This window comes from Streptomyces sp. NBC_00203, from assembly GCF_045206325.1.
Lineage (GTDB): Bacteria > Actinomycetota > Actinomycetes > Streptomycetales > Streptomycetaceae > Streptomyces > Streptomyces lutosisoli.
In genome coordinates this window covers 9,512,459-9,534,960 of record NZ_CP108126.1, presented here as the reverse complement: position 1 = coordinate 9,534,960, position 22,502 = coordinate 9,512,459, and the positions used below count along the sequence as shown (strand labels likewise).

The window sequence follows — 22,502 nt, the reverse complement described above, 5'->3', positions numbered from 1 at the left end:
CAACGCTGCGTGCTATACGCAACCGCAGCATGAGATGCCGCGTCGGTGGTGTCAAGATGTCGCGGCGGAGAGCTGCTTGCGCCAGCGCATGAACAGCCGCGGCTGGTTCATCGCGAGCACGGCGACCGGTTGCCCGGCACGCCGGTAGACGGCCAGGAAACTGCGGTCGCCCGCGGCGCCTTCTTCGACCGTCACGCTGTCGGCGCCGGCCGAATGACCGGCGAACTGGATCTTCACGCCGTACTGGTCCGACCAGAAGTACGGCGGCCGGGGCACACCCGGTTCCGTCGCACCCCACGCCAGCAGCGTGGCCACGGCCGCGTCGGGCCGCTCCCGCGCACCGGTCCAGTGCTCGACGCGACGGTGGATCCCCGCGTGCGGGTCGTACCAGGAGGCACAGTCACCGACCGCGACCACACCTGCCAGGCTGGTACGGCCGTCCGCGCCGCACTTGACGCCGTTGTCGAGGTCGACGCCGGAGCCCTCCAGCCACTCGACACACGGGCGCGCGCCCACACCGACGACGACGATGTCGGCGGGGATGCTGCGTCCGTCGTCCAGCAGGACGGCGTCGACCCGGGTCTCACCGCTGAGCCCCTTGACTCCCACACCGCACAACAGCCGTACGCCGTGGTCCGCGTGGAGGGCGGAGACGATGCCGCCCATGGTCTCGCCGAGCGGTCCGGCGAGTGGCGTGGGCGCCGCCTCGACCACCGTCACATCGAGTCCGAGGGCGTACGCCGTGGAGGCGACCTCGGCGCCGATGAATCCGCCGCCGATCACCACCAGCCGCCCGCCCAGGGCCAGTTCGTCCCGCAGGGCGCGGGCGTCGTCGAGGGTGCGCAGGGTGTGCACCCCGGCCAGACCGTCGGTGCCCGGCAGCGTCCGCGCCACCGCACCGGTCGCGATGACGATGCCGTCGGCCCGAACCTCCCGGCCGTCAGCGAGCCGGACGACACGGTCCGTGCCGTCGGTGTCGAGCCCGGTGGCACGGGAGCCGAGCAGCCACTCCGCTCGCAGGTCCTCGTCGTCCGACTCCAGTGCGAGATCGGCTTCGCCGATGCCGCCGGCCAGGAACTCCTTGGACAGCGGCGGCCTGTCGTACGGGCGGTGCGGTTCGTCGCCGATGATGACGAGCCGTCCGTCGTACCCCTGTTTCCGCAGCGAGCGCGCGGCCGACAGACCGGCCAGCGAGGCACCCACCACGGCCACTGTCCTCACGCGGCGCCTCCGGCGAGCCGGGACGCGACACACGGCGGCAGGTTGGGGGCCTCCGTGGACGGCCGGACGTAGATCATGCCGTCCTCGACGATGACCTCATGGGTGCGGACCGGGCGCTTGGCCGGCGGAGAGTCGACGGCTCCGGTCCGGAGGTCGAACTTCGAAGCATGCAGCGGGCATTCCACCTCACAGCCCTCCAGCCAGCCGTCGGCGAGCGAGGCGTCCTGGTGGGTGCAGGTGTCGTCGATGGCGAAGACCTCGCCGTCGTCGGTGTGGAACACCGAAACCGGCGGATCGATGTCGAGCCGGTAGGCCTCGCCTCGCGGCAGATCCACGAGAAGGCACGCGGGAATCATCATGACACCTCGGTGCGTATAGCGAAACGGATTGCGGTAAGCGCAACGCCAGTTTGAGGGCGGCCCCAAACCCTTGTCAAGGCATCCAGAGGACAGGCCGACCCCTTGTTCAATGTTGCTTTTTACGCAACGCTTTGCGCCATAAACAACACACCGCATGAAGGAGCCGGCGTGGCGATCAGCGTCTTCGACCTGTTCAAGGTGGGCATCGGTCCGTCGAGCTCCCACACCGTGGGGCCCATGAAGGCCGCCCGTCTCTTCGCCACCGGGCTCTACGAGGACGGCCTGTTCCCCCGCACCGCCTCGGTCCGGGCAGAGCTCTTCGGATCGCTCGGCGCCACCGGGCACGGCCACGGCAGCGGCAAGGCCGTACTCCTCGGCCTCGAAGGCGAGGATCCGGAGACCGTCGACACCGACACCGTGGACGACCGGGTGCACCGGATCCACGAGGCCGGCCGGCTGCGGCTGCTGGGCCGCCGGGAGGTGGAGTTCCGCGAGCGCGAGCACCTGGTGCTGCACCGTCGCCGCGCGCTGCCGTTCCACCCCAACGGCATGCGGTTCACCGCCACGGACGGCGAAGGCGGCGAGCTGAGGGCGCGCACGTACTACTCGGTGGGCGGGGGCTTCGTCGTCGACGAGACCGCGACGGGCGCCGACCGCGTCAAGCCCGACGACACCCCCGTACCGCTCCCCTTCGGCTCCGCGTCCGAACTGCTGCTGCGCGCCTACGAGACCGGCCTGCCGATCAGCGGGGTGATGCTCGCGGGCGAACTGGCCCGGCGGAGCGAGAGCGAGGTGCGCGCCGGTCTGCTGCGGATCTGGGCGGTGATGCAGGAGTGCGTGGAGCGCGGCTGTTCCCGGACCGAGACCACCCTGCCAGGGCGGCTGAAGGTGCCACGCCGTGCCCCGCAACTGCTGCGCAGCCTCGCCGAGGACGACTCCCAGGATGTGGATCCGCTGCACATCATGGACTGGGTCAACCTCTTCGCGCTGGCCGTCAACGAGGAGAACGCCTCGGGCGGCCGTGTGGTCACCGCGCCCACCAACGGCGCGGCCGGGATCGTGCCCGCGGTGCTCCACTACTACACGCGCTTCGTACCCGGGGCCGACGAGGACGGCGTCGTCCGCTTTCTGCTCGCCGCCGGCGCGGTGGGGGCCCTGTTCAAGGAGAACGCGTCGATCTCGGGCGCCGAGGTGGGCTGCCAGGGAGAGGTCGGCTCCGCCTGCTCCATGGCCGCCGCCGGTCTCGCCGAGGCGCTCGGCGGCACACCGGAACAGGTCGAGAACGCGGCGGAGATCGGCATGGAGCACAATCTCGGGCTGACCTGCGACCCGGTCGGAGGCCTGGTCCAGATCCCCTGCATCGAACGGAACGCCCTCGCCTCCGTCAAGGCGATCAACGCGACACGGATGGCGCTGCGCGGCGACGGCACCCATGTGGTCTCACTCGACAAGGTCATCAAGACGATGCGCGAGACCGGCGCCGACATGAAGGTGAAGTACAAGGAGACGGCGCGGGGCGGGCTGGCGGTCAACATCATCGAGTGCTGAAAGTCCCTGAGAAGTCCCCCCGCCCACCGAAGCCATCGCCCGTCACGCCCCGCGCCCGCGTGCCCGCCCGGGGCACGGTCGCGCACGGCTCCCATGGTGCGAGTGAATCCGCCGCCCGTCGGTCACCGTGTTTCGCGTTGCCTGCCCAAGTACCGTGCAGGGCACCGGATATACCCGCGCGGCATCAGTCCTGGCGTCGCCCGGATACGAGGCACGGACCGCTTCCGGCCGTCCGTCGGACCGGGTTGAGGACTATGCTGCTGTACGGACGTCCCAGACCCCGGCGGCTTGTCGTCGCTCAACACAGATGGCTGTGGGAAGCGGATCTTTCGTCCGTCACCCGGCGCATCCCTGGAGGGAGCTGGGTGGATCCGCTGTCCTGTCGCACAGGCTGTCGGACCGGCCGTTGCTCCGCCTCCGCCGAACGTACGCCCCTCCCGGGAGCGCGCCAAGGGGGCCGGGAAACCCGGCGTCGCCGCGTCCGCTGCCAAATGGTCTTCTGAACCGAGGCGTCATGCCCCTCCCGCAGCTCACCGTCTACCGCCATGACCGAAGGCAACGGGCGTTGATCACCCTGGCCGGCGAGATCGACCTGGAATCGGCCCCGCTGGTGCACACGGCACTGGCGCGGTGTCTGAGCGACGGCATCCGCACCGTCGACGTCGACCTCACCCCTGTCACCTTCTGCGACTGCAGCGGCCTCAACGCCTTCCTCCACGCCGCGCAGAAGACCACCGAGGCCGACGGAACCCTGCGACTGCACCACCCGTCACCGGCACTGCGCCTGATACTCGACACCACCGGCTCGGGGTTCCTGCTCCTCGGCGTTCCGTTCGGGCATCTGTCACCTCCTCTCGGGGGTGTCCCAGCCCCGACCGCCCAAGCCCCGCCGCACCGGACTGTTCCGCTCACCTCCCTCCTCTCGGGCGAAGTGCGGTGACGGCCCGGTCGGGGCGAGGGCAGCCACGAAAGCCCCGTGGCGGGGATTCGTCCACCATGGACGCGGTCCGGTTACGCCGGGTGAACCGCTGGCTGGCACAGGGCCTGAGCGGGAAGCTGGTGGATCTGTACGTGGACTCCCGCGAGACGTCACCTCCGGAGGCGTACCGCCGTCCCAGCCGCCAGCAGTTTCTGAACCGTCTCACCGCCGAGATCCGGCGGCCGGGGTTCGCCATGGTGATCGCGGAGACGGAGGGCGTGGTGGGATGCGCTTTCGGATTCCCGGTGCGCGGCGACGGCTTCTGGCGGCTCGGGTTCGGCGGGGCACTACCGCGCAGCATCGAGCAACTCACCGCGTCCAGCGGCGTCTTCGCGATCACCGACATCCTGGTCCGCCCGCACCTGCAGGACGAGCACGTGGCCTGCCGGTTACAGGAGCGGCTGCTGACCGACCACCAGGCATCACTCGGCGTCACCCTGGTGGACCGGGCCGATCTCCCCGCCCTCACCGCGCTCCGTTCCTGGGGATGGCTGGACGTGGGAGAGATCTGGAAGCCGACCAGCGCCACACTGCTCCGGGTGCTGGTCGTTCCCGTCGGCGAACGAACCGCGGCGAGGCACACCCTGACGGAACAGCGGCGCGTTCTCCGCGAGAGTTGGCAGGAACCGGACACCGCAGAGCAGACCGAGGAACTACGGCTCGCGCTGAGGCAGTACCCGGAGATCACCGAACGGCTGCACATGTCAGCGCCTGGTGGTCAGTGACGCTGTCACCCCGCAAGAAGCAGAGTCGCCGCAGCGAGCCGGTACGTGGACCACATCGCGGAACAATTCGGGCCGCACGTGCACTGACACGGCGTGCGCTCAAACGGGATTCGGCCATGGTGCGACGGACGGGCGCGGAATTCGTACGCCTTGCTTCCGAAGTCCTTCCACGTGCGCCGGGCGGGATCACCCGTGTCGCTCGGCGCGAGTGGGGGGAGGGGCGTGTGGGTTGGCCAAATCTGGTTCCGCGTCCGCCGCGCGTCGTGTGGTTGTGGTTCTCTGGCGGGACGCCGGCCGCGGCCCGCCACCCAGGGGCCGACGTACGTGACCGAGGCGGTCCGAGTACGTGATGCGGTGATGCGCCCCGACGCGCCCGGCCCCCGCGTGAGAAGGGGTTCCCTCCCATGCCGGTTCTGCGCGCGCCGACGCCGTCGGCCGTGTCCGGTACGACGGCCGGATCGTTCGCTGCTCTCGTCGGTCTCGCCGACAGGCTCGCCGAGTGGGGCGGCGGCCTTGTGCCGACGGTGGCGGGCCGGATCACCGGTGCTCTCATGAGCCCTCTGGTGAGTCCCCTGGCCCCGGACGACTACCTCGGCCTGATCGACCCGCTGCTGTCCGCCCGCCATCCCGCGGGCCGGGTGGTCACCGTGCGGCCGGAGTGCGCCGGCGCGGCCACGCTGGAGATCCGTCCCGGCCGCGGCTGGGCGGGGCACCGGGCCGGGCAGTACCTGCCGGTGGGAGTGGAGATCGACGGCGTACGGCACTGGCGTACGTACTCCATCACCTCACCCCCCGAGGCGCCAGGCCGAGCGCTGACGATCACGGTCAAGGAGGAACCCGGCGGCCGGGTCTCCCCGCACCTCGTGCACCGGACCCGTCCCGGCGCGGTGCTCCGACTCGGCCCCGCGCAGGGCGAGTTCACGCTCCCGGAGGATCCACTGCCGCCGCGGATGCTGATGGTGACGGCGGGCAGCGGCATCACCCCGGTGGCCGGGATGCTGCGCGCCCTCGCGGGCCGCCGCTTCCCCGGGACCGCCCCCGACGTCGTACTCCTGCACAGCGCACCCGGCCCGGACGAGTTCCTCTTCCGTGCCGAACTGGCCGGGCTGGCAGCACGGTTGCCCTGGCTGAGCGTCCACGCGCGGTACACCCGTACCGCGGGCCGACTGGTCCCGGAGCACATGGGCGTGCTCTGTCCGGACTGGTACGACCGGGAGACCTGGGCCTGCGGTCCGGACGGACTGCTCGACGCACTGGAGCGGCACTGGGCGGCGGCCGGCGCCGGTGAGCGGCTGCGCGTGGAGCGTTTCCGGCCGGCCCCCGTCCTGTCGCCGGGCGTCGGCACGACCGGCGGCCGGGTCCGGTTCGAGCACAGCGGCGTCGAGGTCGAAGCGTCCGCGGCCGTGCCCCTCCTGGAGTCCGGGGAGGCGGCGGGTGTGGCGATGCCGTACGGCTGCCGCCGGGGGATCTGTTTCGGCTGCCTCGTCCCGCTGGTCCACGGCCGTGTCCGCGATCTGCGGACCGGTGAACTGCACGGTGAACCAGGCGAGTTGATCCAGACCTGCGTCAATGCTGCGGCAGGTCCGCTCGCCCTCGCTCTCTAGGCCCCTCAAGGAGCCTGTGATGTCCATAACTGCCGTACCAGTCACCCCCTTTGAGTCGCTCGAAGATCACATGGAGCCGCTCGGCGAGGAGCTCGACCGGATCCGCGCCGAGATCGTCGCGGCGCGCGGCGCGGAGGACGCCCGCTACATCCGTACGGTGATCGCCGTCCAGCGCGGCCTGGAGACCGGCGGCCGCGCCGCCCTCGCCGTATCCCTCTTTCCGCCAGCCTGGCTCGTGGGCACCGCGATGCTGACCACCGCCAAGATCCTGGAGAACATGGAGCTGGGCCACAACATCCTGCACGGCCAGTGGGACTGGATGGGCGACCCGGCGATCCACTCCACCACCTGGGAGTGGGACTTCCTCACCCCCGCCGACGCCTGGAAGCACACCCACAACCACCTGCACCACAGCTACACCAACATCGTCGGCCTCGACCGGGATCTCGGCTACACGATCCTGCGCATGAGCCCGGACCAGCCCTGGCATCCGGTCCACCTCCTCCAGCCGCTGTACACCGCGCTGCTCGCCCCCGTCTTCGAGTGGGGCATCGCCGTCTACGACCTGGAGGCGGACGCCCTGCCGTCAGGGCGCAAGAGCGTGCGGGCCTTCCTCGGCGACCTGGCCGGCCTGGCCCGCAAGGCCGTGCGCCAGGCGGCCAAGGACTACGTCCTGTTCCCCCTGCTCGCGGGCCCGTCCGCGCTGCCCTGCCTGGTCGGCAACGTCACCGCGAACGGGCTTCGCAACATCTGGGCGCACACTGTGATCTTCTGCGGCCACTTCCCGGGCGACGTCCAGACCTTCTCGTACGAGGAGGAACAGCTGGAGGGCGAGACGCGCGGTCAGTGGTACCTGCGCCAGATCCAGGGCTCGGCGAACATCGAGGGCGGCTCCCTCCTCCACATACTCACGGGCAATCTGAGCCACCAGATCGAGCACCACGTCTTCCCCGACCTGCCCAGCAACCGCTACGCCGAACTCGCGCCACGGGTGCGCGAGATCTGCGCCCAGCACGGGATCACGTACGCGAGCGGGCCGCTGTGGCGCCAGTACGCGTCCATGTGGGGCCGCGTCCTTCGGCACGCGGTGCCGGACGGATCACGGAAGCCGTAGCAGAGCGTGGTTGATGCGACGCTCGGAAAAGTGCGCGCCGCACCAGCCGCAGTACCATGGATCGTGGGTTGGCTCACTCTCACGTGCAGCCGCCCGGAAGGGCGACTCCGGCGTGTTTGCGCCGGAGTCGTTGTCACAGCCGCACTGGCGGTTCCGGCCAGGCCGCGACCTTCCAAGGGACGCGGCCCGCATCGACGGGTGTCCCGCTCAGGAGGGACAGCGCATGATCCAGGCAGCCGACATCCGCGAGTGGCGCACCTATGACGTGGTCGACCCGAAGGGGCACAAGATCGGTGTGCTCGAAGCGGTCTACGTGGACACCACCACCGACGAACCAGCCGTGATCACCGTACGGACCGGGCTGCCGGCTCGCCGACGCCTGGTCTTCGTACCCCTCGACGACGCCCTCCTGGGGCCGGACTACGTAAAGATCTCCTACACCAGGAGCCTGGTGAGGAAGGCTCCTTCGATCGGCACGGACGACATCCTGCCCGCCGAGCAGGAGGAAGCGATCTTCCAGCACTACGGCATGACATACCAGCCGGGCGCGAACGGCGAACGAAAGCTCGCACGCCGCTGAGCGGCGGGCGGCACGGCCCAAGGGAGGTGTCCGAGTCGTGGCGTTGTTCCTCCTGTTCGTCCTCGTTGCCGTCGTTCTGGGAATCATCGGCGCGACAGCCGGAGGTATGGGCTATCTGCTGATCATCGGCATCGTGGTTCTCGTGGCCGATGTTTCCGTATTCGCCGTGCGGTTGTCCCGGCGCGCTCGGCGGCGTCCTCTCCGCTGACGACAACGGACCGGGCGCCTGACGCGGTTGCCTGGGCGCGGCCGTCTCATCGGTTCAGGATGTCCATCGGTCATCTGTGCGCCTAGGCCGCTGCCCGGAGCCCCGGGGCGGGCGCCTCGGCAGCCGTGGTTCCGACGGCCGTGCCCGCATCGGGAAGGACCCGGAGGAGCCGGATCAGCCCGCTGTCGCTCAGCGCCTCGACGACGGCGCGGCTCGGGGCGGCAAGGCGCAGGTCGCCGCCGGAGAGGTGGACCCTGCGTGCCGTGGCGACGAGCAGCCCGAGGCCCAGGGTGTCGCAGGAGGTGACGCCCGACAGGTCGAGGGTCAACTGCCTTCCGGGACTGCGGCATGCGCCCAGAAGACGCGCGCGCAGTCCCGGAACCGTGGCGAGAGTGAGATTGCCACTGACGACGACCGTCTCGCAGCCCTCCGGCACACCAGCGAGCACAGGCCGTCGGCCCGGAGCTCGGGGGACTTCTGCGGGGATGCGGGGAGTTGCCGTATCTGCAGACACCATGGGCCTCCTCGGGGCGGAATGTCACGCTGCCGAGGGCTGGGGCTGCGTCCGTGCTTGTGCCTGGCAGTTCAGTGCCGCCCGCACCTCGCGGACAGCCAAGGCTGTGCGCGCGGCTGCGCGTCGGCGGAGTGGGCTAGGTCTGGTTGACCCGGCCGGCCACCGCGTGACCGATCAGCAGGTAGACGACAGCGGGCAGACCGTAGTTGACCACGGTGCGCCAGTTGTCCGAGTGGATGGTGAAGAGATTACGCGACCAGCCCGAGAGCCAGTTCGCCGCGTCGTGGACCCAGGAAACCGTACTGTTGGCGGTGTTGGCGTCGAACAGGTAGAGGGCGATCCACAGGATCAGGATCAGTGCCGCGATGTCCGCGATGATGGAGATGACCGTCCCCGCGGGGCTTCCGCCGTAGCGTCTGGACATATCCAACGACTAGCCCTGAAAGCAGAGTTGAAACCTCCTCAACCCTACTGTCCGTGGCTTTGGGGGCGAGGGGGCCCAGGTCGGTGTTCGAGTTCCAGGAGGTGGGCTGCACAAAGGGCGTCCGACGGCCGTCCTGGACGAAGACACCGGAGGGTTGAGCTCTCAGCTCCCGGTGCCGTCCGACGGGCGCGCGCTCCGTCACCCCCGGTCCGCCGCATGAAGGCGCCGCAGCGCCCGGCGCAGCTCCCGCCGTATCTGTTCCGGGAGCGTCTCGTCCTCCGTCGTGGCGACCAGGGCCGCAGCCGCGTCCCGGAGCTTGTCGCTGCAGTGCTGCGACACGTCCACCAGCAGGTCCCACGCCCGCTCGCTGGAACACGGCGCCATGGCCATCACCATGCCGCACGCCCGGTCGATCACCGCACGACGTGCCAGCGCTCTCTCCAACTGCTCATTCCTGTCCCGCAGTTCGAGGATCTCGACAGCCAACGCCGCGTCCCCCGTCGAAGTGACAGCCGTCAACAGCCACTGTTCTTCACGGAGCGTGGTCACCTGGTGCATGGTGCGTACCTCACAACGCAGTCGTTGCGCCCATGAGCGGTCAGCGGCGCGCCAGTTGCCTCTTACCGGCTGCATCGAAGGAGCCTGCTTCACCAGCGTTCTGACATAACCGACCTTGAGACAACCCGGCGAGCGCACCGATCTTGTGGCCCTCAGGTATCGACGATGTCGCAGTTGGGCCACTCTCGGACATCCGCTGCGTGAATCATGACCTTCCCTTTCCGGACGGCTCATCCACCGGTGGTGAGTCGCACCCTCGGTCTTCCGCGTAGAGCCGCCGCAGCGCACGCCGCAGCCCCCGCTGCATCACCCGCGAGAGCGGCTCCCCCTCCCAGGCGGCGACCAGAGCCGCTGCCACGTCCGGAAGTTTGGTGTTGCACTGTCGCGAGATGTCCACCAGCAAGTTCCTGGCCGGTCCAGGGCGGCAGGGGGTCAGGACCATCACCATGCCGCAGGCCTGGTCGACGACCGCACGGCCGGCCAGCGTCCGCCGCAGCTGATCGATCTCGGCGCGCAGCGCCACGACATCATCCTGACCCGCCGGGTCCTCCGCCGAGGCCTCGGCCCGCGGATTCCACCAGTCCTTCGGAAGCATGGCTGTGCGATGCATGGCATCTACCTCTCCATGATTTCCGCGCGTCCGGCGCGGCTGAAGCCGCCCCGGAACCTCTCGATGCCAGGCCGGTTCATCGGTCACCCGCGGTGTTCGCGGTCCCGACGGTCCTCGCGCCTCCAGCGCGCCCGGTACTGACGGCTGTAGCGACGGTCCCATCGGTCCTGACTGTCCCGGCGCTTCTCGTAGTCCCGGTACTCCCCGAAATCGGAACCGTCACCACGGATCCAGCCTCCCCCACGATCGCGACCGTAGCGGGTGGCACCGAAGACCATCACGGCCGCGGCCACCCACCAGAGGGGATGGAGAAAACCGAGGCCGAACAGAACCACGATCAGGATGAGAAGCAGAACGAACACGGCGGGCCTCCCGGAGCCGAGCAAAGCATCACTGCCGGGGGCCGGGGTCTGTGCGAACAGCGTAGCCCTACCCAGAGGTTACGGATAGCGACCATGTCCGCGGCTTCGGCGGAACTGGTGGGAACCAAATGGCCACTTGGCATCTGTCCGGGGAGTGCTGCGAGGGCTAGCGTACGCGGTGCAGCCCGAGCCCCCGGCAGCGTAAATCGCCTCTCCTGCTCCTTCGGGGGCGCACCTCGCGCATCAGTGCCGGAAGCCGTCCCGTCATCAACGGGCCGCTCCCGCATCCGCCGTCGCCACTCGATCCTGGCGCAGCATCGATGCGCCCCATGCGGGCACCTTCTGCTGTCCGCCGCGTCGCACGCATCCCACCGCAGGCGGTACACATGTACGCGCTGATCGTTCCGGCTTCGACCCCCTTCGTCCTGCTCGCCGCCGTGCTGGGCCTGTCCTGGTGGGAGGACCTCATGCTGCCACCGGCTGAGCCGGTCGAAGCCCCGGCCGAGGCTCCGCTCACCCCGATGCCCCCTGCCCCGCTCACAGAACTCCTCAGTGTCGACACCCCGTTGACAAGGGAAGTCGCCCGGCGTTGACTGACAGGACGGCGTAGGGCTATGCCACTCCGGATCACTCGGGCGACGCATTCCACCTCCCCCGCTTCGCCCGGACCCCGCGGAACCAGGAAATTCCCGCGATCTGGAGGCCCGGCAATGATCCTGTGGATCCTTCTCCTTCTGCTGATCCTGGTGGTGTTCGGGTTCGGCTTCACCCTGCAGGTCCTTTGGTGGGTCGCCGCCGTCCTGCTGATCGTCTGGATCGCCGGCTTCGCGATGCGCGGGCGCGGCGGTGGCAGGCGCCGGTACAGCCGCAGGTAGTCCGCTCCGAGGCTCGATCCCGCCCGCGGGAACAGCGGCCTGTACGGCGATCACACGCGGGAGCCCACTCGGCACACCAGTAGGAGGCCGACCATGAGTGCCGGACGGACGATCAAGCACAAGACGCAGGCATTCAAGGGCCTGGTCACCGAACGCATCGGCCGGACCACCCGCAACCGGCGACAACGCCAAGGGCGGCTTCAGGCTGTGACAGAAGGCGCCCCGGGCCGTTCCCACACCGTGTGGACACCACCCGGCAGACCTCAACGCTCAATGAGCCGACAGGAATTGACGGCAATGAAGCAGACCAACGTGCGAACCGAGAGTCAAAGAAGGCGGCCATGTTCACCGTCATGATCATCGCTGTGATCGTCATCGTTCTGGCCGCCCTCCTCCACCTCGGACGTGGACGAGTGCGGGGCGGTGGCGGGCACGGGCTGAAGCGGCGCTTCGGCCCCGAGTACGACCGTGCCGTCGCCGACCACGGCGGCGACACCAAGGCCGCGGAGCGGGAACTCGGCGAGCGCGTGAAGGAGCACGGCTCCCTCACGGAGCTGCCGTTGCCGCCCGAGATCCGCGAGCGCTACGTGACGCAATGGGCCTCCGTCCAGGAGCAGTTCGTCGAATCACCGCAGAAGGCCGTCACCGAGGCGGACGCGCTGCTGGCGCGCCTGGCAGGGGACCGCGGCTTCCCCGACGGCGAGCAGTTCGACGAACAGATCGCCGCCCTCTCCGTCCACCACGCCCACTATGTCCAGGGCTACCGCGGCATGCACGCAGCGGCCCGCGACCAGAGCGGCACCGAGGAAATGCGGGAGGCCATGGTTGAAGCCCGAAGCCTCTTCGAGGCGTTGGTCAGCGAACAGCCGGCCGACCCGGACCGGCGCGACGCGTCGTCCCGCGACGACCAGGGCCATGCGCCGTGGGCACTGACCCGACGCCACGCGAAGGGAAGCAGCACATGATGTCGCACAACGCCGAACACGCACCGCACCCCCAGCCCGGGGCCCCGGATCCCGCGATGCAGCGCGCCCCGCAGGCACCCCGCACCGAACCCGCTCACGCACCGCGTGAGCCCGGCACCAGCGCCGACAGCCCCGACCGCAAACTCGGCCCGGACCTGATCCCGCAGGACGACCGGAACAAGCTCACCCTGCGCCTCCAGCAGGCTCTCAGCACCTTCGTCGACAGCCCGCGCCAGGCGGTGGAAGAAGCCGACGCCGTCTTCGGCGAGGTCGCCACCCAGTTCACCCACACCCTCGCAGAACGCCGGCGCGTCCTGCGCACAGGCTGGCACGACCCGGACACCCATGCGCAGACCGAGGAACTACGGCTCGCGCTCAAGCAGTACCGGGAGATCACCGAACGGCTGCTGCACATGGCTGCGCCTGCAGGCCGCGTTTAGGGAGAGCGAAGGACAAGGAGACCTCGCGCGGCGGCCTCGCCGTCAACGTCATCGAGTGCTGAGACGAGGCCGCCGCGCGGTCGGCAGCGGTCAGAACCCGCGGTCGATCCACTCCTGAAGATGCGGGGCTTCGGCGGCGATGGTGGTCGTGTCGCCGTGGCCGGTGTGTACGACGGTGTCGTCCGGCAGGGTCAGCAGCCGGTCCCGGATCGAGCCGACGATGGTCGGGAAATGGCTGTACGACCGTCCCGTCGCCCCCGGTCCGCCCGCGAAGAGCGTGTCACCGCTGAAGAGCGCCTTCAGACCCGGCGCGTACAGGCACACGGCGCCGGGCGCATGACCGGGCGTGTGCAGCACGGTCAGCTCGACGCCGGCCACCGTGACGACCTGCCCGTCGGCCAGTTCGCCGTCGGGTGACCGCTCCGGGTGGGTCTGCTTCCACAGCGGCAGGTCGTCGCCGTGGAGCAGGATCGGAGCGCCGGTACGGTCGGCGAGTTCGGGGGCCGCGTCGATGTGGTCGTTGTGGGCGTGGGTGCACACGATGGCCCGCAGGGTGCGTCCGCCGAGGGCTTCGGCGATCGCCGCGGCGTCGTGCGCGGCGTCGATGACGACGGCCTCGGTGTCGTCGCCGACGATCCAGACGTTGTTGTCGACGTCCCAGGTACCGCCGTCCAGGGAGAACGTTCCCGAGGTGATCAGATGTTCGATGCGCGCGGTCATCAGAACACCACCACCGAGCGCAGCACATCGCCGCCGTGCATCCGTTCGAAGGCCTTCTCGACCTCGTCCAGTGCGATGGTCTCCGTGACGAACGCGTCGAGGTCCAGTCGGCCCTGGAGGTACAGGTCGATGAGCATCGGGAAGTCACGGGAGGGCAGGCAGTCGCCGTACCAGGACGACTTCAGCGCACCGCCCCGCCCGAAGACGTCCAGCAGCGGCAGTTCGAGCTTCATCTCCGGGGTCGGCACGCCGACGAGGACGACCGTGCCGGCGAGGTCGCGGGCGTAGAAGGCCTGCTTGTACGTCTCCGGACGGCCGACCGCCTCGATGACGACGTCCGCGCCGAAGCCGCCGGTCAGCTCGCGGATGGCCTCCACCGGATCGCCCTGCTTGGAGTTGACGGTGTGCGTCGCGCCGATCTTCTTCGCGGTGTCGAGCTTCCGCTCGTCGATGTCGACGGCGATGATCTTCGCCGCGCCCGCGAGCCGGGCCCCGGCGATCGCCGCGTCGCCGACCCCGCCGCAGCCGATGACCGCCACGGTGTCACCGCGCCCCACGTTGCCGGTGTTGATGGCCGCGCCGATGCCCGCCATCACTCCACAGCCCAGCAGTCCGGCGGCGGCCGCCGATGCCGCACGGTCGACCTTGGTGCACTGCCCCGCCGCCACCAGCGTCTTCTCCGCGAACGCACCGATGCCCAGGGCCGGGGACAGCTCGGTGCCGTCGAGCAAGGTCATCTTCTGCTTCGCGTTGTGGGTGTTGAAGCAGTACTGCGGCCGTCCGCGCTGACAGGCCCGGCACTGCCCGCACACGGCACGCCAGTTGAGGATGACGAAATCGCCGGGGGCGACATCGGTGACGCCCTCCCCCACCGACTCCACGACACCCGCGGCCTCGTGCCCCAGCAGGAACGGGAAGTCGTCGTTGATGCCGCCCTCGCGATAGTGCAGATCGGTGTGGCAGACCCCGCAGGCCTCGATCTTCACGAGCGCCTCGCCCGGGCCGGGGTCGGGGACGATGATCGTTTCCAGGCTGACGGGGGCGCCCTTCCCCCGCGCGACGACAGCACGGACCTGGTGAGTCATGGCCACTCCTCGGCTGGTACGAGACCTGAGTCGAACGTTGCTCATTACGGCACGCATCTCATGTGCCGCAACACAGCATCGTGGAGGGGCGGGCGGCGGTCAAGGATTCGGCGCACATACCGCGGGCGGGCTCCGACCGGGAGTTCACCGGCTCGTCAGGACCGGCTGTACTGCTTGAGGAAGGAGATGAGAACGGCGGTGAGCTCGGCGGGCGCGTCCTCTTGGACCAAGTGGCCCGCGCCGCTGATTGGCTCAAGTCGCGCGCCCGGGATGCGGGCGGCGAGCTCGCTTCCCTTCTCCGCGGGAATCCAGGTGTCGTCCTGCCCCCAGCACACCAGCACGGGGATGCCGATCTCGCCGTACCGGTCCTGAACCTCATCCGTGTAGAGCTGGTCGGCCTGGGCGATCTGCCGGTAGAAGGCCGCCTGGCCGACGTCGCCGAGCCACGGCCGGACGAGCCCCTCAAGCACGGCCGGGTGCAGGCCCGGACTGCTGGCCGAGCTGATGTACTCGCGTACCAGGGCGCGGTGCAGCGCGGGTGGCAGCTGCTCGAACACCTCGGAGTGCTCGCCGACGAGCCGGAAGAACGGAGACCCCCAGGGCGCCAGTGCGACGGGGTCGACCAGAGCGAGTGCGCGGTAGTGGGCGCCGTGCAGCAGATGCGCCCGCAAGGAGACGGCACCGCCGAAGTCATGTGCGACCACCAGCGGTTCCTCCAGGCCCCAATGGGCCAGGAGCTCGGTGAAGACCTTGCCCTGGGCGGCCAGCGAGACGTCCTGCCCGGCGTACTTCTCCGATGCTCCGTAACCGGGCATGTCCCACACGAACACCTGGTGACGGCGGGCGAGTGAGCGGGCGACGGCGCGCCACACATAGGAAGAGAACGGTGTGCCGTGCAGGAGGACGACCGGATCCTGGCCGGGTTGTCCGAGGCTGTCCCAGCGAACGTCTCCTGAGGTGCTGCGGAATGTCCGGGTCAGCTGCCACTCGCTCACGGGTGTTGTTCCTCTCGGTCATGCTTCCGGTCGGTCGTGGTTCCGGATCAAGGCGGTGATCGAGCCGGCGTCGGCTCGGGCGGCAGTCGAAAAGCCGTCGGCGCCGCGCCCACCCATTGAACTCTCCGCCTGTCCGGGCACCCATCGGGGTGGCGGGCGCCGACGTTGCGCCAACGCCCGCACACCGACCCACCCCATCGAACCGGTTCGACGAAGCTAGCACCGGGGAAACCGGCCAGCAATACGCACGGCCCAGATCCCCCGGCTCCGCACGGCCGCCTTACCTGCCGGTTTCCACGTCATTACGGAAAGTCTTGCGCAAGGCGTTGACACGTCGTTCGCGTTGCTCCTACCTTCCCTTCACGCGAACCGGTTCGACAACGGGTCGCCATCGTCACCCGCCCGCCGTCCCCCGTATCCTGCGACCGGCGATGACGCCCTCCCGGGGCTCATCGAACCGGTCCGAGCTAGGAGCCCCCGTGAACATCGGAGAGATCGCCCAGCGGGCCGGTGTCTCGCGGAGCACCGTGTCCTATGCGCTGAGCGGCAAGCGCCCTGTGTCGGAAGAGACCCGCCGGAAGATCCAGCAGGTCATCGATGAACTGGGCTACCGGCCCAACGCCAGTGCGCGTGCCCTGGCCAACGGCCGGACCAGCACCATCGGTCTCGTCTTCCCGCCTGCCGGGAACCACTACACCGGCATGCAGCTCGACTTCATCGGCAGCGTCGTGGAGGCAGCCGCGGCCTACGACTACGACGTGCTGCTCTCACCCAGCGGCGTGGACAGCGACCGCTCGTTCCAGCGGCTGCTGGGAGAACGCCGGGTCGACGGCGCGATCCTGATGGAGATCCGGCTGGAGGACGACCGGGTGGACCACCTCACCTCGCTGGGCTTCCCCTCCGTCGCCATCGGCCGCACCGCGCATCCGGAGGACGGCTGGTGGGTCGGCCTGGACCACACCGCGCTGGTGGAGGCGTGCGTCCATCACCTCGCTGACCTGGGCCATCGCCGGGTCGCCTTCGTCAACCGGCCCGAGCAGCTGCTGCGGGCCGGGTACGAGTCGGCCCACCGGGGTCTGGACGGATTCACCAAGGCCGCCGCCGAGCGCGGACTGACCGTCCGGACGTACTGCTGCGGGGACGACGCCTCTTCGGGCCAGGCCTGTGTGGAGCGGATCCTGTACGACGATCCGGCCACCACGGCCCTGGTCACACTGAACGAGGCCGCGCTCGGCGGCCTCTACCGAGGGCTGGCCCAGGCCGGCCGCCATGTGCCACGCGACTTCTCCGTGACCGGCGTGGTGGCCAGCCGGTGGGCGGAGACGGTGACCCCGCAGCTCACGGCGGCGGACGTACCCGCCGAGGAGATGGGCCGCCGCGCCGTCGACCTGCTGGTCGAGCGGCTCGACCATCCCGACGCGCCCGGTCGGCACCACCTTCTCGCGCCACCGATCTCCTTGCGGGCCAGCACCGGGCCCGCCGGCGTCGCTCCGCGCGCCGCCGACACGACCGTCTGACGCCCCTCCCCTTCCTCCCGCTCCTCCCCGGAACGACCGCCCGACCACGGAAGACGGACACCCCGTCCCCGGCGCCTCCCCAACACCGGCCGCTGAACCGCCCATCGGCGCCCTCGGCATGCCCGGATCACCCCCATCGCCTCTCCTACGGCACAGCCGTGCCCAGAACCAAGAGGAACCCGCCATGAACAGCTCCTCAAGACGCCGCCGTCTCACCGCCGCAGCCGTGGCCGTCGTCGCCGTCGCCACCACCGCGACCGCCTGCTCCTCCGGCTCGGGCAGCACCTCCAACTCGTCCTCGGACAAGGGCACTTACACGATCTGGGACCCGTATCCCCAGTTCGACAAGAGCTCGGCCTGGGCGAAGCTGCTGGACTCCTGCGGCACCCAGGCAGGCGTGAAGATCAAGCGGACCGCCTTCGACACCAGCGACCTGCCGAACAAGGCGCTGCTCGCGGCGCAGCAGGACAACTCCCCCGACCTCCTCATCGTCGACAACCCGGTGGTGTCGACCCTGGCCGAGGCCGGCGTGCTCACCACGACCGACGACAACAAGCTGGACACCTCGGCCGTGGACCCCAACCTGCTCGCGGCCGGCCAGTCGGGCGGCAAGACGTACGGCACGCCGATCGGCGCCAACACGCTCGCCCTCTACTACAACAAGAAGGTGCTGAAGGCGGCCGGGGTGGACGTCACCTCGGTCAAGGACTGGACGTCGCTCACCGCGGCACTGGCGAAGGTCAAGAAGGCCGGCAAGAAGGGCATCACGTTCTCCGCGATAGGGACGGAGGAGGGCAGCTTCCAGTTCCTGCCGTGGTTCTGGGGCTCGGGCGCGAAGCTCACCGCTCTCGACTCGGACCAGGCCGTCTCCGCGCTGTCGCTGTGGAAGGGCTGGCTGGCCAAGGGCTACGCCCCGAACTCCGTGCTCAACAACACCCAGACGACCAGTTGGCAGGAGTTCGCGACCGGCGACTACGCGTTCAGCGAGAACGGCACCTGGCAGCTCGCGAACGCCGCCAAGGCGGGCTTCGACTACGGCGTCATCCCCGTCCCCGGCGCCTCGGGAGGCAACGCCGCGGCCCCGACGGGCGGCGAGTTCGTCACCCTCCCGGTCCAGGGCTCCACCGGCCGTTACACCACCTCGCAGAAGCTGGCGACCTGCCTCACCAGCACCAAGAACCTGTACGACACCGACACCACCCTCTCCTACGTCGCGCCCACCGGCGAGGTCCAGGACAAGCAGGTGGCGGCCAACGCCCAGTTGAAGCCGTGGGTCGGCGCGGTCAAGGCCGCCAAGGGGCGCACCAGTGACGACCTGGGCACCAAGTACCCCAAGATCTCGGAGCAGTTGTGGAAGGCGGTGCAGTCCGCCCTCAGCGGCTCCAAGTCGCCGAAGGACGCGCTCAGCGCGGCCCAGTCCGCGGTCAAATGACCGGTACCCGAGGCCCGTTGATGAGCCCGACGACTGAAGCCCGTCCGGCCGTACGCCACCACAGCGTCGCGGCCGACGCGGCACCGCCACCCCGGCGGCGACGCCGTCCCACCTCCCAGCAGTGGGCCGCGTGGGGGTTCCTCGCCCCGGTGACCGTCTATCTCGCCCTCTTCTACGCCTATCCGCTCTACCGCAACATCGACCTGAGCCTGCGGAACTACACGGTGCGCTCCTTCGTCCAGGGCAACGCGCCGTTCACGGGCCTCAAGAACTACCTGACCGTCTTCGACGACCCCACGTTCGCCCCGGCGCTGCTCCACACCGTGGTGTTCACGGCCGTGTGCCTGGTCTTCCAGTACGCCATCGGTCTGGCCCTCGCGGTCTTCTTCAACCAGCACTTCCGGCTGTCGGCGACCTTGCGCGCCCTGTTCCTGGTGCCCTGGCTGCTGCCGCTGATCGTGTCGGCCTCCACCTGGTCGTGGATGCTCAACAGCGACTCCGGTGTCGTCAACGCCGCCCTGCACGCGGTCGGTATCGGCCCGGTGAACTGGCTGACCTCACCGTCCTGGTCGCTGGCATCGGTGATCATCGCGAACATCTGGATCGGTGTCCCCTTCAACCTGGTGGTCCTCTACAGCGGTCTGCAGTCGATCCCGGCGAGCCTGTACGAGGCCGCCGCCCTCGACGGCGCGAACGCCTGGCAGCGGTTCTGGCGCATCACCTTCCCGCTGCTGCGCCCGGTCTCCGCGATCACTCTGCTGCTGGGCCTGGTCTACACGCTCAAGGTCTTCGACATCATCTGGATCATGACCAAGGGCGGCCCCGCGGACTCGTCCACCACCTTCGCCACCTGGTCCTACCAACTCGGCTTCGGCAACCTGCTCCCCGCCTTCGGCCCCGGCGCGGCCGTCGGAAACCTGCTCGTCGTCGCCGCCCTGATGTTCGGCCTGGTCTATGTGCGGGCCCAGAGAAGGCAGGCGTCCTCATGAACCGGCACAGCCGTACGGGCTGGAAGACGGTCCTCGGCGTCCTGCTGACCGCGATCATGCTCTTCCCGGTCTACTGGATGCTCAACGTGTCCTTCACCCGCGATCAGGACATGCGCAAGTCGCCGCCGGACCTGTTCCCGGTCCACGGCACCCTGGAGGGCTATCGGGCCGTCGTGGACCAGCAGTTGCCGTATCTCGGCACCAGCCTCGTCATCGGCCTCGGCACCGTCGCCCTGACCGTGGCCCTGTCCGCACCCGCCGGATACGCGCTGGCCAAACTGCGCCCACGCGGCGGCGGCATCCTGAACTTCGTCCTCCTGGCCGCCCAGATGATCCCCGGAATCATCATGGCGATGGGCTTCTACGCCATCTATCTGAGCCTCGGCCTGCTCCAGTCCGTGCCCGGCCTGATCGTCGCCGACTCCACGCTCGCCGTCCCCTTCGGCGTGCTCATCTTCACCGCGTTCATGTCCGGCATCCCCGGCGAACTGCTCCAGGCCGCGAAGACCGACGGCGCCGGCCCGTGGCGTACCTTCCGGTCGATCGTCCTGCCGATGAGCCGCAACGCCGTCGTCACGGTGTCCCTGTTCGCGTTCCTGTGGTCCTGGTCCGACTTCGTCTTCGCCGGCACGCTCGTCAACGGCGGTGCCCACGAGCCGATCACCCTCGGCATCTACCACTACATCGGCAACAACAACCAGCAGTGGAACGCCATCATGGCCACCGCCGTCGTGGCCTCGCTGCCGGCCGCGATCATCCTCGTCCTCGCCCAGCGCTACGTCGCCGCCGGCGTGACCGCCGGAGCCGTGAAGGACTGACACTCCGTCACTCTCCTGTAATACGCCTCCAGTTGAAGAAACGAGTCACACTTCATGACCGCCGCCTCACCCGGCCCGGCCTTCTCCGTCCACGACATCCCGTTCAGCACGCACGGATCCTGGTTCGGCATCTCCCCCGTGGTGGCGGAGCAGACATACGCGGAGGACCTCCATCTGGTCTCCCACCAGAACGGCATGCACGCCGTGCTGCGTCTGGTCCCGCTGGACACCGCGACCGGCGACCGGGCCGCCGCCCGCGTGGAGGCGACCCCCGGCCTGCTCAGCTGGATCCACCCGGGCGGACGCATCGACCTCGCCTACGAGTCGCCGGACACCGTGCGCCTGCGCGGCACCGGGATCGGCCTGCGCGTGGCCGCCGCGGCACAGGCTCTGACACCGTTCAGCGGCACCTACTTCTTCCCCGAGCCCGTCAGCGGCGGGTATGTGTTCACCTCGTACGAGACCGGGCGCCGTTACAGGATCACCGTACTGTCCGGGACCGTGTCCGACGTGTCCGGCGCCCAGGCGCTGGGCAGCGGGGATCGCGGCGTCACGGTCACCGCCGAAGACGGCGGAGTCTGGGAGATCGCCGTCGAGGAGTACGAGACCGGACGTCGCCCCTATGCCTCGTCCGCGGCGTTCGGCAAGGTCGCGGAGGCCGCGCGGAACTCCTTCGCGGACTTCGTCGACGCGGTCGCGCCCTGGCGCTCGTCCGCCACTCCGGCCGCCGAACTCGCCGCGTATGTGGTGTGGTCCGCGACCGTACGCCCGGCGGGCCTGGTCACCCGGCCCGCGGTGCTGATGTCCAAGCACTGGATGGACAAGGTGTGGAGCTGGGACCACTGCTTCAACGCCCTTGCTCTGGCACCCGGTTGCCCGGAGCTGGCCTGGGACCAGTTCGCGTTGCCCTTCGACCACCAGGACGGGAGCGGGGCGCTGCCCGACTCGGTCACCCACTCCGAGGTCCTCCACAACTTCGTCAAGCCACCCATCCACGGCTGGGCCCTGCGCCGCCTGCGCGAGTGTCTGCCCGAGCCTCTCAGCCAGGCGGAACTGGCCGTGGCGTACGACAGGTTGGAGCGCTGGACGGACTTCTGGCTCACCACGCGACGCGCGCCCGGCGCCGCCCTGCCCCACTACGAGCACGGCAACGACAGCGGCTGGGACAACGCCACCACCTTCGACCCCGCGCGAGTGGTCGTCACCGCCGACCTGGCGTCCTTCCTCATCCTCCAGCTGAGGGAACTCGCCGACCTGGCAGCCGAGTTGGGACGTACGGACGACGCCCTCCGATGGACGCGCACCGCCGACACGACCCAGGCCACCCTGTTCGACCGGCTCTGGACCGGCGACCGGTTCGTCGCCCGGGGCGTCGGCGACGAGAACACCTGGAGCAGTTCCAGCCTGCTCGACCTGATGCCCATCGCGCTGGGCGAGCACCTGCCGGAGGACGTCGCCGGCGTGCTGGCCGACCGCATCGAGACCCATCTGACCCCGTACGGCCTCGCCACCGAACTGCCCACCTCACCGCACTACCTCGCCGACGGCTACTGGCGCGGCCCGATCTGGGCGCCGGCCACCGTCCTCATCGAGGACGGCCTGCGCCGCGCCGGCCACCACCGGCTGGCGGACGACATCAGCGCCCGCTTCCGCGCCCTGTGCGAAACGCATGGTTTCGCGGAGAACTTCGACGCCCTGACCGGCACGGGCCTGCGCGACCGCGCCTACACCTGGACCGCCAGCAGCTACCTCCTGCTGGCCGAGGCGCACGTACGCGGCGGTGACCACTGACCGAACCGGCCGGCCGCGTTCCCCACAGCCCGGGCCCGTACGAGCACGGACCCGACCCACCCCACCCCA

Annotated in this window: 26 protein-coding genes; 16 read left to right on the top strand and 10 right to left on the bottom strand. The window is 69.6% G+C overall.

All coding sequences use genetic code 11. From position 1 onward, the window contains the following. Positions 1 to 51: 51 nt before the first annotated feature. Positions 52 to 1,221 carry an NAD(P)/FAD-dependent oxidoreductase gene (locus OG975_RS42275; protein ID WP_406334919.1) on the bottom strand — a complete coding sequence of 390 codons (1,170 nt, stop codon included), beginning with the start codon at positions 1,219 to 1,221 and terminating at the stop codon, positions 52 to 54. After that, positions 1,218 to 1,580, bottom strand: coding sequence for a bifunctional 3-phenylpropionate/cinnamic acid dioxygenase ferredoxin subunit (locus OG975_RS42270; RefSeq protein WP_369264325.1), 363 nt, complete (start codon positions 1,578 to 1,580; stop codon positions 1,218 to 1,220). Before OG975_RS42270 ends, OG975_RS42275 begins: the two co-directional genes overlap by 4 nt. Positions 1,581 to 1,748: 168 nt before the next feature. On the opposite strand from OG975_RS42270, the gene OG975_RS42265 reads away from it, so the two are divergent. The 7 genes from OG975_RS42265 (at position 1,749) to OG975_RS42235 (ending at position 8,338) form a co-directional block, all read left to right on the top strand. Beyond that, positions 1,749 to 3,128 carry an L-serine ammonia-lyase gene (locus tag OG975_RS42265; RefSeq protein WP_406334918.1) on the top strand — a complete coding sequence of 460 codons (1,380 nt, stop codon included), beginning with the start codon at positions 1,749 to 1,751 and terminating at the stop codon, positions 3,126 to 3,128. Positions 3,129 to 3,642: 514 nt separating this feature from the next. Beyond that, the gene (locus OG975_RS42260) at positions 3,643 to 4,068 is read left to right on the top strand and encodes an STAS domain-containing protein (RefSeq protein WP_406334917.1); all 426 of its coding nucleotides are present in this window, start codon (positions 3,643 to 3,645) and stop codon (positions 4,066 to 4,068) included. Between the two features lie 56 nt (positions 4,069 to 4,124). After that, positions 4,125 to 4,832, top strand: coding sequence for a hypothetical protein (locus tag OG975_RS42255; protein ID WP_406334915.1), 708 nt, complete (start codon positions 4,125 to 4,127; stop codon positions 4,830 to 4,832). A gap of 551 nt (positions 4,833 to 5,383) precedes the next feature. Continuing rightward, the gene (locus OG975_RS42250) at positions 5,384 to 6,436 is read left to right on the top strand and encodes a ferredoxin reductase (protein ID WP_406336708.1); all 1,053 of its coding nucleotides are present in this window, start codon (positions 5,384 to 5,386) and stop codon (positions 6,434 to 6,436) included. Between the two features lie 25 nt (positions 6,437 to 6,461). Next, a complete protein-coding gene (locus OG975_RS42245; RefSeq protein WP_406336707.1) occupies positions 6,462 to 7,550 on the top strand; it encodes a fatty acid desaturase family protein in 1,089 nt (362 codons plus the stop codon). 223 nt (positions 7,551 to 7,773) lie between these two features. Next, positions 7,774 to 8,130: a PRC-barrel domain-containing protein gene (locus OG975_RS42240; protein ID WP_406334914.1), complete on the top strand. Its 357-nt coding sequence runs from the start codon at positions 7,774 to 7,776 to the stop codon at positions 8,128 to 8,130. 37 nt (positions 8,131 to 8,167) lie between these two features. Continuing rightward, entirely contained in the window at positions 8,168 to 8,338 is a 171-nt protein-coding gene (locus OG975_RS42235; RefSeq protein WP_381250614.1) for a hypothetical protein, read from the top strand. An 82-nt stretch (positions 8,339 to 8,420) separates the two neighbouring features. On the opposite strand, the gene OG975_RS42230 is transcribed toward OG975_RS42235, so the two are convergent. The 5 genes from OG975_RS42230 to OG975_RS42210 form a co-directional block, all read right to left on the bottom strand. After that, on the bottom strand, positions 8,421 to 8,855 hold the full coding sequence (locus OG975_RS42230; protein WP_381250612.1) for an STAS domain-containing protein: 435 nt from the start codon (positions 8,853 to 8,855) through the stop codon (positions 8,421 to 8,423). A gap of 133 nt (positions 8,856 to 8,988) precedes the next feature. Beyond that, complete coding sequence (locus OG975_RS42225; protein WP_381250610.1) at positions 8,989 to 9,276, bottom strand: hypothetical protein; 288 nt, start codon at positions 9,274 to 9,276, stop codon at positions 8,989 to 8,991. Positions 9,277 to 9,474: 198 nt separating this feature from the next. Continuing rightward, positions 9,475 to 9,834 (bottom strand): ANTAR domain-containing protein, encoded by a 360-nt coding sequence (locus tag OG975_RS42220; RefSeq protein WP_406334913.1) that lies wholly within the window; start codon positions 9,832 to 9,834, stop codon positions 9,475 to 9,477. Positions 9,835 to 10,039: 205 nt separating this feature from the next. Beyond that, the gene (locus OG975_RS42215; protein ID WP_406334912.1) at positions 10,040 to 10,444 is read right to left on the bottom strand and encodes an ANTAR domain-containing protein; all 405 of its coding nucleotides are present in this window, start codon (positions 10,442 to 10,444) and stop codon (positions 10,040 to 10,042) included. Between the two features lie 83 nt (positions 10,445 to 10,527). Then, complete coding sequence (locus OG975_RS42210; protein WP_406334911.1) at positions 10,528 to 10,806, bottom strand: hypothetical protein; 279 nt, start codon at positions 10,804 to 10,806, stop codon at positions 10,528 to 10,530. A 386-nt stretch (positions 10,807 to 11,192) separates the two neighbouring features. Between OG975_RS42210 and OG975_RS42205 the strand changes: the two genes are divergently transcribed. The 4 genes from OG975_RS42205 to OG975_RS42190 all read left to right on the top strand — a co-directional run bounded on the left by OG975_RS42205 (position 11,193) and on the right by OG975_RS42190 (position 13,086). Then, positions 11,193 to 11,399, top strand: coding sequence for a hypothetical protein (locus tag OG975_RS42205; RefSeq protein ID WP_406334910.1), 207 nt, complete (start codon positions 11,193 to 11,195; stop codon positions 11,397 to 11,399). 117 nt (positions 11,400 to 11,516) lie between these two features. Further along, entirely contained in the window at positions 11,517 to 11,681 is a 165-nt protein-coding gene (locus tag OG975_RS42200; RefSeq protein ID WP_330309075.1) for a hydrophobic protein, read from the top strand. A 341-nt stretch (positions 11,682 to 12,022) separates the two neighbouring features. Further along, positions 12,023 to 12,646 carry a hypothetical protein gene (locus tag OG975_RS42195; protein ID WP_406334909.1) on the top strand — a complete coding sequence of 208 codons (624 nt, stop codon included), beginning with the start codon at positions 12,023 to 12,025 and terminating at the stop codon, positions 12,644 to 12,646. After that, positions 12,643 to 13,086 (top strand): hypothetical protein, encoded by a 444-nt coding sequence (locus tag OG975_RS42190; protein WP_406334908.1) that lies wholly within the window; start codon positions 12,643 to 12,645, stop codon positions 13,084 to 13,086. The genes OG975_RS42195 and OG975_RS42190 overlap by 4 nt, the downstream gene beginning before the upstream one ends. A gap of 90 nt (positions 13,087 to 13,176) precedes the next feature. Here the strand turns inward: OG975_RS42190 and OG975_RS42185 are convergent, their stop codons facing one another. The 3 genes from OG975_RS42185 to OG975_RS42175 form a co-directional block, all read right to left on the bottom strand. Next, positions 13,177 to 13,806 carry an MBL fold metallo-hydrolase gene (locus OG975_RS42185; protein WP_406334907.1) on the bottom strand — a complete coding sequence of 210 codons (630 nt, stop codon included), beginning with the start codon at positions 13,804 to 13,806 and terminating at the stop codon, positions 13,177 to 13,179. Next, positions 13,806 to 14,891 carry an S-(hydroxymethyl)mycothiol dehydrogenase gene (locus OG975_RS42180; RefSeq protein ID WP_406334905.1) on the bottom strand — a complete coding sequence of 362 codons (1,086 nt, stop codon included), beginning with the start codon at positions 14,889 to 14,891 and terminating at the stop codon, positions 13,806 to 13,808. Before OG975_RS42180 ends, OG975_RS42185 begins: the two co-directional genes overlap by 1 nt. 155 nt (positions 14,892 to 15,046) lie before the next feature. After that, on the bottom strand, positions 15,047 to 15,886 hold the full coding sequence (locus OG975_RS42175) for an alpha/beta fold hydrolase (RefSeq protein ID WP_406334904.1): 840 nt from the start codon (positions 15,884 to 15,886) through the stop codon (positions 15,047 to 15,049). Positions 15,887 to 16,365: 479 nt separating this feature from the next. On the opposite strand from OG975_RS42175, the gene OG975_RS42170 reads away from it, so the two are divergent. The 5 genes from OG975_RS42170 (at position 16,366) to OG975_RS42150 (ending at position 22,433) form a co-directional block, all read left to right on the top strand. Beyond that, complete coding sequence (locus OG975_RS42170) at positions 16,366 to 17,403, top strand: LacI family DNA-binding transcriptional regulator (protein WP_406334902.1); 1,038 nt, start codon at positions 16,366 to 16,368, stop codon at positions 17,401 to 17,403. A gap of 184 nt (positions 17,404 to 17,587) precedes the next feature. Beyond that, positions 17,588 to 18,835: an extracellular solute-binding protein gene (locus tag OG975_RS42165; protein WP_406334901.1), complete on the top strand. Its 1,248-nt coding sequence runs from the start codon at positions 17,588 to 17,590 to the stop codon at positions 18,833 to 18,835. Between the two features lie 20 nt (positions 18,836 to 18,855). Continuing rightward, positions 18,856 to 19,824 (top strand): carbohydrate ABC transporter permease, encoded by a 969-nt coding sequence (locus tag OG975_RS42160; RefSeq protein ID WP_406334900.1) that lies wholly within the window; start codon positions 18,856 to 18,858, stop codon positions 19,822 to 19,824. Continuing rightward, positions 19,821 to 20,642 (top strand): carbohydrate ABC transporter permease, encoded by an 822-nt coding sequence (locus OG975_RS42155; RefSeq protein ID WP_406334899.1) that lies wholly within the window; start codon positions 19,821 to 19,823, stop codon positions 20,640 to 20,642. Before OG975_RS42160 ends, OG975_RS42155 begins: the two co-directional genes overlap by 4 nt. A 54-nt stretch (positions 20,643 to 20,696) precedes the next feature. Continuing rightward, complete coding sequence (locus tag OG975_RS42150) at positions 20,697 to 22,433, top strand: amylo-alpha-1,6-glucosidase (protein WP_406334898.1); 1,737 nt, start codon at positions 20,697 to 20,699, stop codon at positions 22,431 to 22,433. The last annotated feature ends 69 nt before the right edge of the window (positions 22,434 to 22,502 follow it).